Genomic DNA, 13203 nt, shown 5'->3' with positions numbered 1-13203 from the left:
TCCGGAACGCCGGCTATCCCGCCTTCCCTCTTCCCAGCGAGAGAACCACACTCTCATCGGTCGGGTTTGTCCCTCGGATCGCCGAACGGTAGTAGCGCCAAATCTCGACGAATACGTGGGGCCAATGGTAGATCTCCCTAGTCCGCTTCGAAGCGCAAAGGCCGATGTACCGCAGGTCTGCGTCGGCAGAGTTCTCGATCGCCCTCGCCAGTTCTTCGGCAGAGTTTCGCTTCGCCCACAAGTCGAGACCTGCATGGATATGATCGTCCATGTTGGTCCCCCGTATGCCGATGACAGGACAACCACAAGCTTGGCTTTCGACGGCAACCAGCCCGAACGTTTCGACCACTCCGGGATGAACAAAAAGATCCGCCGCTCGGTAGCATCTTCGCAATTCGATCTTCTTTTCGATATACGGCCGCCAGATCACCGCATCGGTGTCCGCCTGGAGCTGCAGCACATGTTTCCTCAGTGGCCCTTCTCCGACCACCAGGAGCCGGTAGTCTCGGCGGCACGAGGCGCGAAGAGATCGGAAAGTATCCAGTAGGATCGAAATATTTTTTTCTCGAGCGAGCCGTCCTACGTAGAGCAGCAAGAAAGCCTGATCGGGGATCGCGAGCTCTTCCCGCCATGCCCGATCGACGGGACCGGGGCAAAACGTTTCCGCATCGACTCCAAGCCGAATCGGGATCGTGTTGGTCAGTCCCCAGGCATTCAAAAGCTTCTGCAACGTAGGCGATGGCACAAACGTATAGCGGAAACGAGAATAAAGATTAACGATATATCGCCGGGCCGAGGCGAGGACGATCTTCTCAATGATGCGGCCGCCGAAGCGGCAGACGGTCCGCAAATAGGCATCGGGAAAGTGCGAGTGATAGAAGCTAACGGCGGGAACTCCTAACTCGCCGGCGGCTCGCAGGGTCGCCCACGCCAAATGGTAGGGATCTCCGGATTCGATCACATCGGGCCGAATCTCCCGGAGAACGGAGCGCACCAAGGAAACGTTGCAAAGGATGCGATAGCGGGAAGTCCGGTCGACTTTCGGGGAGGCAATCGTAAAGACATGCGTCCTTCCCTCGCTCTGGTGCAACGTCCGCTCTCCGGGAACGATCAGATAATGCTCATCCTCCGTGTGCGCGCGAACATACTCCTGCTTTTCGCCGAGATAGCGCTTCACCCCGCCACTCCGCGGCGAATAAAATTGCGTTACGTCACAGATCTTCATAGACGCGCCATTCCTTCCCTTAGCGTGCTGAGCGCTAACTAGCTATTCATTAGCTTTTGCTTCGATTGCTGCGCTGGAACGCTGGATTTTTTCCAAAATGGCCCGCCCCTCAGCCTTCCAAACGTATCGCTTGGGCGAAAGGTCGTGGTCCTGCAAATAGGCCTCTATTGAAGCGACCAATTCCTTGGTGCTTGTAAAGCTGCCGTCCCGGATGCAGTCCACCGTCAAATCCCGGAAAAAGCGTTCCACCAGATTCATCCACGAATTGGACGTTGGCGTGAAGTGAAGGTGGATTCTGTGGGTTCCCCGCATGCGCTCCTGACGCTTGTTGCGCGCGTGGATCCACTCCATGACGAGCGGTTGCTTGTGCGTGGCATAGTTATCGACGACCAGGTGGAGCGACAAAGAGGAAGGGATTTCCCTATCGAGTTTCTTTAGGAAGGCGAGCCACTCTTTATGAGTGTGTTGAGGAGCCGTCTGGCGGAATATCTTTCCGTCCAAATANCTCAAGGCCGCGAAAAGCGTGATCGTTCCGTGCCGGACATAGTCATGGGTGCCGGTGCGAACCCTTCGAGGCCCAAGAGGCAAAGCGATTTGTGTGCGCTCCAGGGCCTGGCATTGGCTTTTCTCATCACAGCAGAGGACCAGCGCCCGTTTTGGCGGATTAAGATAAAGACCGATCACATCCCAAAACTTCTCTTCAAATCGGGGATCATTCGATACCTTGAAGGTGCGGTTGAGGTGGGGTTTTAAGTCATTGGCCCTCCAAAGTCTCTGCACCGTGTTGGCCGAGACCCCTTTGGCCTTCGCCATCTTACGCGAGGACCATTGGGTAAATCCTTTGGGAGGCCGCGTGACCTCCGTAATAATCTCCTCCTTGATCCGATCGCTGATGCTTGGCTTGCGTCCGGATCTCCTGGCTTCGCGCAAGCCTTCAATTCCCTGCTCCCGGAAGCGCCTCTCCCATTGAACAACTACCGGGCGGTTGACCCCTTCGGTGCGCGCCGTCTGCTCTTGGGTGAGCCCATTGATGCGGTGGAGAATGATTCTCGCTCGCCGCGCCTCACGTTGCGGTGTCATGGGACGATTGATCATGCTTTGGAGTTCGTGTTTCTGCTTGTCGCTCGCTGGAAGAATGCGGATAGGTCTGCCCATTTATCCAAATTATCAGAACAAGATCCTTGTGTCTAGCTATTTCTCGCTCAGCACATTAGCAGAACAAGACAAGTCCATCCACTGCGTCGCCGCTCATTGAATACTTTTTTCTAGCCGAAACAAGGAAAGGATGGAGAAGGTTTTCTACCATGGCCTGCCTGTCTCACAAGCGTTCTCCTGCGGCTTGCGAAATGGGCCCGGCTGCTTCGTTGGGACTTGGGTTTTTGGCCCTCCTCGCAGTATGTCGTCGTACAACTCCGGGGGAAAGCCGGCTCCCCGCCTTGCATCCAGGCCCAGTCGCCGCGGCTCGGGTACGAAATTTGTGAGAAATGCAGGCCAGCGGTGGCGGCTCAGGAAGAAGTGGATCACATTTGCCTTGAGGGCGAGGGCCGCGGATGGAGTTCCTCTCCTAGCCACCATTTCTCACAAGCGTTCTCCTGCGGCTTGCGAAATGGCGGCTAGGCAATAAGGGGTGGACAAGCAACCGCATTCTCTTCCCGCCATCTTCCGGGACCTCCCCGTTGGCGCTCGGGCGAAGTACTGCCGCTGCCCATCGTTCCCGCTCCCCATTCTCGTCTTTGCCGCTCTTGCCTGGATCGGGCTCGCTTCCGCCCTTCCCACCCAGGCACAGTCCTCCCTCCCGCTCCTCTCCGCACCTCCCGCCGCGTCCCAGGCGGCTGAGCTGCAGAAAGCCCTGGAGGAAGGGGGGATCGCCGTGCAGTCCGCCCCCCCCGGTCTTCGGCTGAGTGGTTACCTCGACAGCTCCTACCTCGACAATTTCCTTCCCCCCAATGCCCGAATCCCGACGCGAATGGCCGATGACGGGATCGCCGGAGGAGGATTCAACCTCAATGCCGTGAGGCTGCTTTTGGAAAAACCGCTCGATGACCAGAATCGCTGGGAAACTGGCTTTCGGGCGGATCTTTTCGTCGGACAGGATGCCGCCTCCATGGGCGGACCCGACAACCTGGCCGGACTGGGAGTCCCGACGGAGGCCGGAAACGCGCGGAACAGCGCAAGCTTCCTGCTGGCCGAAGCCTATGTCACCTTTCGCATCCCCGTCGGCAACGCGATCGACGTAAAGGTAGGCAAGTTCGTTCCCCCGTTGGGATTCGAGGTCATGGAACGGCCCGCCAACCTCAACTTCACTTACGGGAATCTCTACACCAACTTGATCCCGGAGATGGTAACGGGCATCGAAACGGTCTATCGACCACTCGATTGGGTGGAAACCACCCTCGGGATTCTCGACGGCTCCTTCAACGCGGCGCGGGCAGGCTTCCCCTTTTTTGGACAGAGCAACAATACCCTTGGAAATGGGGCCGCCTATCTCTTCCTCGCCTCCGCCGGAATCGACGCGTCGGCGCGAAACGCCCGCCTGATGGCCAGCGCCCTCTACGGACCCAACGGGGCAAATCCTCCCGGCTTTGGACTCTTCCCGGCTACTCCGGGAACCGGAGTCTTTGTCGAGAGCCCGCTCAACCGGGCTGCCCCCTTTTTCTTAGGAGATGTCTGGGGCGAGTGGATTCCCAAGGCGACACGCGACCGGCTGCTTCTTGCCTGGGAGACGACGGGCGGATTCTACGAAGGCATCGGCACCCTGGGAAGCGGAGCAGAGCAATCGGCGAGTTGGCTCGGGGCAAGCCTCTGGGCAAAGTATCAGGCCAACAGCCTCACGAGCCTTGCCCTCCGCACCGACTGGATTCACGGAAGCGCCAACGAGATCCTTGCCGGCCATGTAGGGCCTGCAGACATCTGGAGTGTCACGGCAACGCTCGGTTTCGACCTCTGGGAGAATCTGATGCTGCGAACCGAGTTTCGTATGGACTGGGGCGCTGCCGTCTACGGGACTCCCTTTTCCCCCATGGGAGCCCTTCTTTTCCCGATCTCGAGCGGCCCCGCGTTCCTGTGGGCGGTGGAAACCGTCTACTCCTTTTGAAGGCTTCACCCGATATCCTCCTCCCATCGATTGGCGATCGAGCCAGCGCGCGATCGTCCGGCCCGGGATCACAAGGCCAACTCCCTCCACCGAGAGGCCGGCCACCTTCGCAAAGCAGAGTCCGACCAGCTTTCCCTCCAGATCCACGACCGGCGCTCCGCTATCCCCTTGGTTCACTGCGGCATCCACCTGCAGTAGGGAAAGTCCTGCCCCTTCTTGAACCTCCACCCTCCTCGGATAGGAACTCAGGATGCCTCGCGACACCGTGTTCCGATAGCCCATGCCGGACCCCAGCACCAGCACGGTCGTCCCCAGCTGCCCTTCGGAAAGATTCCCATACCGAAAGACGCCGGGCAGCGCCCCGGTCTCCACGCGAAGCAGGGCGAGATCCGCACCCGGATCCGAACAGACCCAGCGAGCAAGCCTCACCCTCCCGTCAAAGAAAGTGACGAGCAGCTCCCTTCGGGCCACCCTCTTCCCAAGAACGTGCGCGCAGGTGACCACGTCACCCTGCTCGGAAACGACTAGGCCGGTTCCCATTCCTTCGATTTTCCGCGTCGGCCCAAAGAAGCCGTAGCCCCTTTTTTCGACCGATACGGAGACCACAGCTGGCAGCGTGCGACGAATGACCTCGACCGTCGCCCGATCACACGCGGCGAGGGCTTCCGCGGAAGCTGGCCAGCCGATCACGGCCAGCGCACCCAGCAAAACGAAAACGCAGAAGAACGCGGACTCTTGCCGCCATCGCCTTTCTCGCCGACGAAACAGCAAGATGGCAACCATGAAGTCACTCTGACGGATGCCGAACGAGATGACAATGCAGCACTCCTCACCAGAGATCCCGACTCGTCTGCATTGGCCCCTAACCTGCACGTCTCACAAAGTTCGTGCCCGAGGCGCGGCGCATGGGCCGGGATGCAAGGCGGGGCGCAGATTTTCCCCGGAGCGGTAGGACGACATCCTGCGAGGAGGGTCAAAAACCCAAGTCCCAACGAAGCAGAGAGGTCCATTTCGCAAGCCGCAGGCGAACGTTTGGGAGACAGGCAGGCTAGCTTTCTCCAGCCGGCAAAGCGCCTCGCGACCGAAAATCATGCTGCGACTTGACAACGATCTGACACCCTCCCCAACCTGACGTCTCGTGCGAATTGCCCAAATTGCTCCGCCGGTAGAGCGGGTTCCTCCAGAAGGCTACGGAGGAACGGAACGAGTCGTTTCCTTTTTGACGGAGGCATTAATCGACCTCGGCCATGAAGTCACTCTCTTCGCGAGCGGGGATTCGGTCACTCGCGCACGGCTTCGATCCGTCTGTCCCCAAAGCCTTCGTAAGATTCCCGCTTGCCGAGATTATCTTCCCTACTTCCTGCTCGAGGTCGATGCCGCGCTCCGGTCGGAAGCCGAGTTCGATCTTCTCCATTTCCACACCGAGCTTCTTCACTTCCCGTTTTTCCGCAGCCGACCCAACCGTTCGGTCACTACCCTCCACCTACGGCTCGACACCCCGGAACTCGCGGTCTTTTTCCACGGCTTTCCGGAAATGCCGGTGGTGGCCATTTCCGAAGCGCAGCGTCAGTATATTCCTCATGCGAATTGGGCCGGAACCGTGCCTCACGGCCTGCCCGAGAATCTGTACTCTCTGGGTAATGGAAGCGGAGGATATCTCCTCTTCCTGGGCCGAATCTCTGTGGAGAAGCGACCCGACTTGGCGATCGAGATCGCCCGGCGAGCGGGACTGGAGCTTCTCATCGCCGCAAAAATGGACCCTCGCCATGACGCCGACTATATCCACGCGCTTCGTCCCCTTCTCTCTCTCCCCCATGTCCACTACCTCGGGGAGGCCAACGAATACCAAAAGCAATCCTTGATCGGAGACGCGGTGGCGATGCTTCTCCCGATCCAATGGCCGGAACCCTTCGGACTCTCCGCGATCGAGGCCCTGGCCTGCGGGACGCCGGTGATTGGTTTCCCCTACGGCGCGATCCCGGAAATCCTCGAACCTGGAACCACCGGCTTCCTCGCTCAGAACGTGGAGGAAGCGGCCCAAGCGGTGCCGCTTGCGGCGCAACTCTCCCGAAAGCAGATTCGCCTCGCCTTCGAAAAGCGGTTTACCGCGGAACGAATGGCTCGAGACTATTTGGCCATCTATGATAGTCTTTTGGGACGAGGCATGGCCGGCTAAAGCCCCGAATCTCCTCCGCTCCTTTTCCCGCCGAAGGCGAAGTCGAAAAGCGCCACCGCGTCCGCCCACTTATTGGGGCTATCGAGAAGGATCAGGGCCACCTTGCGTTCTCCTCGCTGGCACAAGGCGGCATAGGTATGCCGCGCCTCCTGCGTCCATCCGGTCTTGGCGGGGCCCATTCCCGGATAGGGACCCAGCAGTCGATTCGTATTCATCAAATACTGTATGGGCTTCCCTTCGGCGGAGCGGAGCGAATAGCTCTCGCTGGCGCAGATGCGGCGTAAGGGTTCCACAGCAAGCACGGCTTCGAAAATGCGCAAGAGGTCGCTGGCGCAGCTCAGATGCCCGGGCTCCGTCTGCCCGCTCGGATTGACGAAGTGAGTCTTCTCGCAACCCAGCCCTTTTGCTCGCGCATTCATCTCGGCAACGAACGCAACGACCGAACCGGATGTCTGACGGGCAAGCGCAAGCGCGGCCTCGTTGCTCGAGCTGATGAGAAGAGCTCGGACGAGATCAGTCACCAGGAGTCGATCTCCCGGCAGCAGGCGGACGGTCGATACCTCGCCGGAGCTCGGGAGATCCTCGTGAGATACGACAACCTCTCCCGCAAGCCGGGTCTTTTCGTAGACGAGCAGGGCCGTCATCAACTTGGTCGTGCTCGCCGGAGGATGGGGTGCATCCATTTGCCGCCGGAAAAGCGCGCTCTTGGAGCCCTCGTCCCAAAGGAGCACCGAGCCGGCTTGCACCCGCGAATCGAGCGCATTTTCCGCTTGGATCGACGCCGCGCAGCCAAGGAAGAGGACGCAGGGCACAACGAAGAGCCAACCGTGCGCCAACCTCTGATCCTTCACGAATCGCATAGGTTGCCAACCATCAATCCCTGAGTTTCCCCGACGTCTGAGAAGCTGCCCACGGTGGGATTCGAACCCACACGGGAGTCTCCCCCCACGGGATTTTAAGTCCCGTGTGTCTGCCGTTCCACCACGTGGGCCTTCGCCAACAGTTCTTGCCACCACTTTATCCGCCGCAGGCAACTCTGGGCGAGCCGCCATTTCTCATAACCTTTCTCCTGCGGCTTGCAAAATAGACTCAGACTCGTCTGCTTTGTTGGGCTTGGTTTTCCATCCTTGCAGTATGTCCTCATACAGCTCCGGTGGAAAACCGGCGCCGCAGCTCACATCCAAGCCTATTTGCGGCGCCTCGACACGACATTTGTCAGAAATGGCGGCGATCCCATTACGGCAAAAGATCTACCGCCCGCCAGGAAAAGCCGCAACGATGGAGAATGCAGTTGTCCTCGGGAGTGCTGGGGGAAAAGCGGCCGGTCACTGTCCAGCGGGACCGACGATGACCCACCAGTAGCGAAATTCGCTAAAACGGAGCGTCCCCGCTTGACGACCGACCCAAGCGGGCACATAGGGCTCCTCTTCGCGTCCCACCAAGAGAATGCCGTCGCCACCGTTTTTCGCCGCGATCCGCGCCGCATGCTTCCGCTGCCGGTTCGTCTCCAGAACGCCGATGCGCTGAAAGGGTCGGCTGGGAGCGGAACTCCAGACCGCAACCTTCCTCTTCGCTCCATCCACAGTGACGGTAATATAGTCATCGGGCGAGAGTTGTCCCGCTTTCCGACTGGTGGAAGAGAGGACCTTCTTCAGCGGATAATAATTAGTTTTGGCCCAAGCGGATGAGCTGATGGCGCCCGCGACGAGAATGGCAAAAAAAAAGCTGAACCCACGCAATCTTCTTGATCCTTGCATGGGAATTTCCGCATAGGGCATTCTCTGTTTGACGTCAACTTTGTTTTTCTCCGTTGGTTCTCCAAAAAGACAGAGATCGATTCTTTCGTTCGACAGGAGGCCGATCCCATGGGATGGATCATCGCTTTGCTCTCCCTCTCCGGCGTAGCTCTGGCCGAACTGGCAGGGAAAGAGCTGGGAGCCATGGCCGGCACTCTGGGGCTCGCTCTCGGTTGTGGAGCACTTTCCTGGACGTTGCTCAGTCATTCGGCTCTCCTCTGGAATCGGGGCTTCGCGCCCAGAGCCAGGCGCCACCCGCTCTGCGCTCTCGCTGCCCTCGCGACCCTGTTCGCCGTACCGTTGTCCGTGGGGGCGGCCCACACCCGCCCCGTCGTCCATCGTGCGATCGCCAACTGGGCCCGGGAGGTCTTGGCCAGCCCCTCTTGGCAAGATCGCTCGTTCGATCGGGCGTGGGAAATCATCCGCCTCGGAGGGCTGGAGCCCTTTCTCCCACCTCGGGAAGCGCACTTTTTGCCGTTGACGACGTCAACGGCTCGAGAGGCTGCGGCGACCGCCTATGCCGACGCGGCCATCGCAAGCTTCGCCGCCGCCTACCTGCCAATGGCCGCGCTCCTCGGTTTTTCCCTGGCGGAGCCGACAAAAGCGCTCCTGGCGGACATGAAGGACTTCTTTGACTCCTCGGTAGGGGTCTATCCGGCGGGGCGAATCGAACGGGTTCTTGCCGACTCCTTAGCCCAAGCGGCCAACCAGCCCTGGGGAGATACCGTGAGACGGATGCAAATCTTGCTCCTGTTCCTTCTCCTGCTCCTCCACCTGGCCGCGTTCGGACTCCTCGGGTGGACGGGCTATCGCGAAATTCACACGGGCCACAGCGAAACGAAACGATAGGAAGAAGGAGCCCCCCATGCCTACCGCGCAGTCGCTTGGAATGGGAACCATCGTCTTCTTTTGCCTTGGAAGTTGCCTTTTTTCGGCACAGGCGCGTCCTCTGTCGGCCTGGCTCGTTACTGACAACGTCTATGCTCAACTCGTTCCCGGGAAACCAACCTTGCCCTCCACTGCCACTCCTCCCTCGCGGCTCCGTCCCCGCGTGCTCTACCGGGAAGAGGTCGTCCTGCAGAACAACGGCCAAAGAGCGAAACTTCGCTTCTACTCGGACGAGGATCCCCTGAATCCGCCGCTCTGGTTTCGCGCGTGGGAGGAGCAAAAGCCGATCCATGCCTTTCGGGACGAGGCCCCGGAAGAGCTCGCTCTCCTGGGGGAAAGGGGTGGCCATCCGGTGCTCCATGCCTGGGTGATTCCGATGGTTTTCGAAGCCCGGGAAACCAAGCGGATCCGGATCCAGGCCGAGTATCCGGTCCTTCCCCTTCCCAGCCACTGGAAGTCCGACCGTTTCGAAACCTACTTTTCCACTGGGGCTGGCAACCGTCGAACCCCGAACTGCTCTTTTGCTTCGACATTGGACTTATGATCTCCACGATTCCTTGCCTCGGCCGACCACCGACTCCGGCGCTGCTTCCCTGGCTCCTTTCCTCCTGGTTTATCGTTCAGCCCGCAGGTTACCAGACGCGCGGCTTTACCGTCGGGTGGCGTTTCCGGGCGGCAGGAGAGCCGGAACGCTGCGAGAAGATCTGCGTGGAATGGTACGCTTGGTACCGGTAAACGCCGGAAAATGTTACCCTTCCCGGCGCAGCCGGAGAATCGCTTGAGCCCGTTCGTCGATCTCCCGCGCTTCCGCAATCGAAGAAGCGAGAACGGCATAATGCCCCATCTTGCGCTTCGCGAGCGGCCGACCTTTCCCATAGAGATGGAGGCGCAAGCCCGGCAAAGAGAGAAGGGTCCCCCAATCCGGCTCGCCCTGTGCCCAGAGATCGCCCAGCAGATTGCGCAGCAGGAGGGGGCCTCGGGAAGAGACATCGCCCAGAGGCAGTCCGGCAATAGCCCGCAGCTGCTGTTCAAACTGACTCGTGATACAGCCGTCCAGAGTGAAGTGTCCGGAGTTGTGCGGCCGCGGAGCGAGTTCGTTGACCAGCAGCCGTCCCCCTTCGGTAAGAAAAAACTCAACGGCAAGGACGCCAACCAGTCCAAGGGCGGAAGCAATCTCCACGGCTATCTCCCCTGCCGCTCTTTCGACACGCTCTCCCAATCCGGATGGAACCAGTGAGCAATCAAAAATACCATCCTGATGGCAGTTCCTGGGGATGGGGAAGACCGTGACGGCTCCCGTTGCGGACCTCCCCACAATGACGGAGAGCTCCGCCTCCAGCGACATCTTCTTTTCCAGGATGGCCGGGAACCCTCCCAGTCGCCGCCATGCGGGCTCCAAATCCGATTGGGCAAGCACCTCCGCCTGCCCCTTTCCATCGTATCCGAGCCGCGCCGTCTTCAACACGGCCGGGATCCCCACGATCTGGAGGGCTTTTGCCAGATCGCCTGCGCTCTCAACGGGACAGAAGGCGGGTACCGGGCAGTTCTGCCGAACCAGAAAGCCCTTCTCTAGGATGCGATCCTGGCAGATTCGAAGAATTTCAGGCGAAGGCAAAACGGAGACCTTCGAATCGAGGAAGAACAAACTCTCCGCTGGGATATTCTCGAACTCGTAGGTGATGACGTCGGCAGCGTTCGCAAACTCCTCCAACGCCCTTCGATCGGAAAAGTTGCAGCACCAATGGCGGTCCGCCAGCGCGGCTGCAGGACTCTCCGGATCGGGATCGAAAACTGCGACCCGGTAGCCCATCCTTCTCGCTTCTCCAGCGAGCATGCGTCCGAGTTGGCCTCCCCCTATGATGCCAATCGACGCTCCGGGAAACTTTGGACTCATAACTCATATCTTCTGGTCGAGAACGCGCTGCGTTTGCGCACTGCGAAACTGGCGCAAGAGCTCGGCGAGTTCCGGATTCTCCAAGGCAAGGATCGAAACCGCGAGCAAGGCGGCATTTCGCGCACCGGCCTCCCCAATCGCAAGGCACCCCACCGGAATCCCATACGGCATCTGCACGATCGATAATAGCGAATCCACCCCTCGCAATGCCTGCGTCTCGACAGGGACGCCGAGAACCGGAAGCGGAGTGTAAGCCGCGAGCATTCCCGGCAAATGCGCTGCCCCTCCGGCGCCTGCAATCAGGACTTTGATCCCGCGTTCGGTTGCCGATGAAGCATAGTGACGCAGCTTATCGGGGGTACGGTGGGCCGATACGATCGCCTTCTCATGAGGCACTGAAAACTCCTGCAATACCGCAGATGCCCCCTGGAGGACGGGCCAATCGGATTGGCTCCCCATCAGGATCGCAACGACTGGCCTGGCCTCCATCTGCAAACGATCGCTCATGCTTGATCCCCCGCCTTTTCCCGGTCGGCTCCCCGAAAGAGTTCCCTACGCCTTGCCAGACAGTCCGATTCCGCAGGCGGGATCGCCCGTTCGGCGAGAGAACTGACATTCGACCCGACGCTTCAGGCGTCGAGCTCAGCCAGCCGCCCCCTCTCTCCTCGCCGCGAGAGCCTCTTCCTATTTCTTCTTCGAAGCCGGGGCCTTCTTGCTATTCTTTTCCGTTTTCCTGGACGCCGTCTTCTTCGCGGGCTTCTTTTTTTCTGCCATTTCGTTCACCTCCTTGCTCTTGTCCTCCTCCCTGGGCAAAGGGAATGGTCTTTGCCCGAACGGGGCAAGCTCTTTCCTTCTCCCTTTTGAGGAGTGGAGGAGATGAGCTGCCGCAGGTACAAGCTCTTGGACTTTGGCATAGAGCTCATCCACGGGCCAAAGTCGTCCGGGACCCTCGACGCCGCAAGAGAGGAGTCCGGTCCCCGGACCAACAACCCTCACGCCCCGTCTTTCCAGCAGAGCAACATTGTCGCGAACCGCAGGATGGCTCCACATCCGGGTATTCATTGCGGGAGCCAGGAGGATGGGCGCCGCGGTCGCGAGGAGGATCGAGGTCAGCAAATCCGGCGCCAGGCCGCATGCATACCGGCCGATCAGGTCCGCGCTGGCAGGCGCTACGAGCACGATTTCGGCTCGCTCCGCCAACTCGATGTGAATGGCCCGACCCCCTAGGATCCCAGGGCTTTCGTCGGTATAAGCGCATCGATGCGTCACGGCTTCGAACGAAAGAGGACGAACGAAGCGGAGAGCTCCCGCCGTCAAGACGACATCAAGGAGATAGCCCCCTTTGGCTAGTTGGCTAGCCAGGTCGATCGCGCGAGAGACCGCGACCGAACCGCTAACACCGAGAAGAACGGTGTGCGTCCTATTCTTCATGCAGAGTCAGCCTCCGGCTCAGATATCGCTCGGCGCGCATGATGGCGCGGAACTTCGTTAGATCCTCCTCCATGGAACCCGAGAGAATCGTGTATTTGAATTCCTTCCACGCCTTCATCTCTTCCCGGCCGCGTTCCAACCTCCGCTCGATCTCTTTTTCGTTTTCGGTTCCACGTTTCCGCAGCCTCCTCTCCAGTTCGGCAAAGGTCGGAGGCATGATGAAAACATCTACGAGGGCCGCTTTCAGCCGAGGGTCCTCCTGATTGCGAATGTTGTTTGCGCCCTGAATGTCGATGTCCAGCAAGACATCCGTCCCTTCGGAGAGAGCTTCGATCGCCGTCTGCCGCAAGGTTCCGTACCAGCAGCCATGGACCTTCGCATACTCGAGAAACTCCCCTGCGGTGACCTTTGCGGAAAACTGTCGTTCGTCCAAAAACAAGTAATCTTCCCCATTCACTTCCCCGGGGCGGGGCCGCCGGGTCGTGCAGGAGATCGAAAAGATGAAATCCGGCGTCCGACGCAAATTTTCGCAAAGCGTACTCTTCCCTGTCCCGGAAGGGGCGGAAATCACGAAGAGAATCCCTTCTCTACGAAATGCTGTTACTTCCTCTCTCTTCATCGGTTGCGTCATCGATTCCGCATGCTCCGCTCCATTTGGACGCCTCTAGGAAAGGATTACCCCCCCTTCGCGTGACCGGG

13 protein-coding genes, 1 tRNA gene and 1 pseudogene are annotated in these 13203 nt (G+C 59.6%); 5 read left to right on the top strand and 10 right to left on the bottom strand.

Annotation, left to right across the window (positions count from 1 at the left end):
• Nucleotides 1–13 precede the first annotated feature (13 nt).
• Nucleotides 14–1225 carry a glycosyltransferase gene (locus A37A_RS0107550; protein ID WP_020494160.1) on the bottom strand — a complete coding sequence of 404 codons (1212 nt, stop codon included), beginning with the start codon at nucleotides 1223–1225 and terminating at the stop codon, nucleotides 14–16.
• A 42-nt stretch (nucleotides 1226–1267) separates the two neighbouring features.
• Nucleotides 1268–2305 carry an IS630 family transposase gene (locus A37A_RS0107545; protein WP_231363820.1) on the bottom strand — a complete coding sequence of 346 codons (1038 nt, stop codon included), beginning with the start codon at nucleotides 2303–2305 and terminating at the stop codon, nucleotides 1268–1270.
• 547 nt (nucleotides 2306–2852) lie between these two features.
• Here A37A_RS0107545 and A37A_RS0107540 point away from each other — a divergent pair.
• The gene (locus A37A_RS0107540; RefSeq protein WP_018290910.1) at nucleotides 2853–4319 is read left to right on the top strand and encodes an outer membrane beta-barrel protein; all 1467 of its coding nucleotides are present in this window, start codon (nucleotides 2853–2855) and stop codon (nucleotides 4317–4319) included.
• A 108-nt stretch (nucleotides 4320–4427) separates the two neighbouring features.
• Here A37A_RS0107540 and A37A_RS22140 read toward each other — a convergent pair.
• Nucleotides 4428–4859 (bottom strand): annotated as a pseudogene (locus A37A_RS22140) (S1C family serine protease); the annotation flags it as partial.
• Nucleotides 4860–5457: 598 nt separating this feature from the next.
• Between A37A_RS22140 and A37A_RS16385 the strand changes: the two are divergent.
• Entirely contained in the window at nucleotides 5458–6495 is a 1038-nt protein-coding gene (locus tag A37A_RS16385; protein ID WP_018290908.1) for a glycosyltransferase family 4 protein, read from the top strand.
• Here the strand turns inward: A37A_RS16385 and A37A_RS0107520 are convergent.
• The 3 genes from A37A_RS0107520 to A37A_RS0107510 all read right to left on the bottom strand — a co-directional run bounded on the left by A37A_RS0107520 (nucleotide 6492) and on the right by A37A_RS0107510 (nucleotide 8273).
• The gene (locus tag A37A_RS0107520) at nucleotides 6492–7355 is read right to left on the bottom strand and encodes a D-alanyl-D-alanine carboxypeptidase family protein (protein WP_018290907.1); all 864 of its coding nucleotides are present in this window, start codon (nucleotides 7353–7355) and stop codon (nucleotides 6492–6494) included. The two genes, A37A_RS16385 and A37A_RS0107520, sit on opposite strands and share 4 nt — an antisense overlap.
• Nucleotides 7356–7401: 46 nt before the next feature.
• Nucleotides 7402–7486: transfer RNA gene (locus A37A_RS0107515), tRNA-Leu, on the bottom strand.
• A gap of 334 nt (nucleotides 7487–7820) precedes the next feature.
• The gene (locus A37A_RS0107510; RefSeq protein WP_020494158.1) at nucleotides 7821–8273 is read right to left on the bottom strand and encodes a hypothetical protein; all 453 of its coding nucleotides are present in this window, start codon (nucleotides 8271–8273) and stop codon (nucleotides 7821–7823) included.
• An 87-nt stretch (nucleotides 8274–8360) separates the two neighbouring features.
• Between A37A_RS0107510 and A37A_RS18285 the strand changes: the two genes are divergently transcribed.
• The 3 genes from A37A_RS18285 to A37A_RS0107495 are packed head-to-tail and all read left to right on the top strand — an operon-like array spanning nucleotide 8361 to nucleotide 9914.
• Nucleotides 8361–9140, top strand: a complete 780-nt coding sequence (locus A37A_RS18285; protein WP_155996518.1) for a hypothetical protein — start codon at nucleotides 8361–8363, stop codon at nucleotides 9138–9140.
• Between the two features lie 16 nt (nucleotides 9141–9156).
• Nucleotides 9157–9723: a hypothetical protein gene (locus tag A37A_RS0107500; RefSeq protein ID WP_020494157.1), complete on the top strand. Its 567-nt coding sequence runs from the start codon at nucleotides 9157–9159 to the stop codon at nucleotides 9721–9723.
• Nucleotides 9720–9914, top strand: coding sequence for a hypothetical protein (locus A37A_RS0107495; RefSeq protein ID WP_018290902.1), 195 nt, complete (start codon nucleotides 9720–9722; stop codon nucleotides 9912–9914). Before A37A_RS0107500 ends, A37A_RS0107495 begins: the two co-directional genes overlap by 4 nt.
• 13 nt (nucleotides 9915–9927) lie before the next feature.
• Here the strand turns inward: A37A_RS0107495 and A37A_RS0107490 are convergent, their stop codons facing one another.
• The 4 genes from A37A_RS0107490 to gmk form a co-directional block, all read right to left on the bottom strand.
• Complete coding sequence (locus A37A_RS0107490; RefSeq protein ID WP_020494156.1) at nucleotides 9928–11073, bottom strand: 5-(carboxyamino)imidazole ribonucleotide synthase; 1146 nt, start codon at nucleotides 11071–11073, stop codon at nucleotides 9928–9930.
• Between the two features lie 3 nt (nucleotides 11074–11076).
• Nucleotides 11077–11580, bottom strand: coding sequence for a 5-(carboxyamino)imidazole ribonucleotide mutase (gene purE, locus A37A_RS0107485; protein ID WP_018290900.1), 504 nt, complete (start codon nucleotides 11578–11580; stop codon nucleotides 11077–11079).
• A 177-nt stretch (nucleotides 11581–11757) separates the two neighbouring features.
• Nucleotides 11758–12504: a flavoprotein gene (locus A37A_RS16370; RefSeq protein ID WP_018290899.1), complete on the bottom strand. Its 747-nt coding sequence runs from the start codon at nucleotides 12502–12504 to the stop codon at nucleotides 11758–11760.
• Nucleotides 12494–13123 carry a guanylate kinase gene (gene gmk, locus A37A_RS0107475; RefSeq protein WP_018290898.1) on the bottom strand — a complete coding sequence of 210 codons (630 nt, stop codon included), beginning with the start codon at nucleotides 13121–13123 and terminating at the stop codon, nucleotides 12494–12496. Before gmk ends, A37A_RS16370 begins: the two co-directional genes overlap by 11 nt.
• Nucleotides 13124–13203: the final 80 nt, after the last annotated feature.

The sequence above is a fragment of the Verrucomicrobium sp. 3C genome (assembly GCF_000379365.1).
GTDB lineage: Bacteria > Verrucomicrobiota > Verrucomicrobiia > Methylacidiphilales > Methylacidiphilaceae > Methylacidimicrobium.
The sequence above is the reverse complement of the archived record's forward strand: the minus strand, read 5'-3'. Positions and strand labels throughout refer to the sequence as shown.

What these genes read in the sequence shown, in the direction of transcription:
- A37A_RS0107490 (WP_020494156.1), bottom strand. Translation starts at nt 11,073, where the DNA reads ATGAGTCCAAAGTTTCCCGGAGCGTCGATTGGCATCATAGGGGGAGGC.
- A37A_RS16370 (WP_018290899.1), bottom strand. Translation starts at nt 12,504, where the DNA reads ATGAAGAATAGGACGCACACCGTTCTTCTCGGTGTTAGCGGTTCGGTC.
- A37A_RS0107500 (WP_020494157.1), top strand. Translation starts at nt 9,157, where the DNA reads ATGCCTACCGCGCAGTCGCTTGGAATGGGAACCATCGTCTTCTTTTGC.
- A37A_RS0107510 (WP_020494158.1), bottom strand. Translation starts at nt 8,273, where the DNA reads ATGCCCTATGCGGAAATTCCCATGCAAGGATCAAGAAGATTGCGTGGG.
- A37A_RS0107550 (WP_020494160.1), bottom strand. Translation starts at nt 1,225, where the DNA reads ATGAAGATCTGTGACGTAACGCAATTTTATTCGCCGCGGAGTGGCGGG.
- gmk (WP_018290898.1), bottom strand. Translation starts at nt 13,123, where the DNA reads ATGAAGAGAGAGGAAGTAACAGCATTTCGTAGAGAAGGGATTCTCTTC.
- purE (WP_018290900.1), bottom strand. Translation starts at nt 11,580, where the DNA reads ATGAGCGATCGTTTGCAGATGGAGGCCAGGCCAGTCGTTGCGATCCTG.
- A37A_RS0107495 (WP_018290902.1), top strand. Translation starts at nt 9,720, where the DNA reads ATGATCTCCACGATTCCTTGCCTCGGCCGACCACCGACTCCGGCGCTG.
- A37A_RS0107520 (WP_018290907.1), bottom strand. Translation starts at nt 7,355, where the DNA reads ATGCGATTCGTGAAGGATCAGAGGTTGGCGCACGGTTGGCTCTTCGTT.
- A37A_RS18285 (WP_155996518.1), top strand. Translation starts at nt 8,361, where the DNA reads ATGGGATGGATCATCGCTTTGCTCTCCCTCTCCGGCGTAGCTCTGGCC.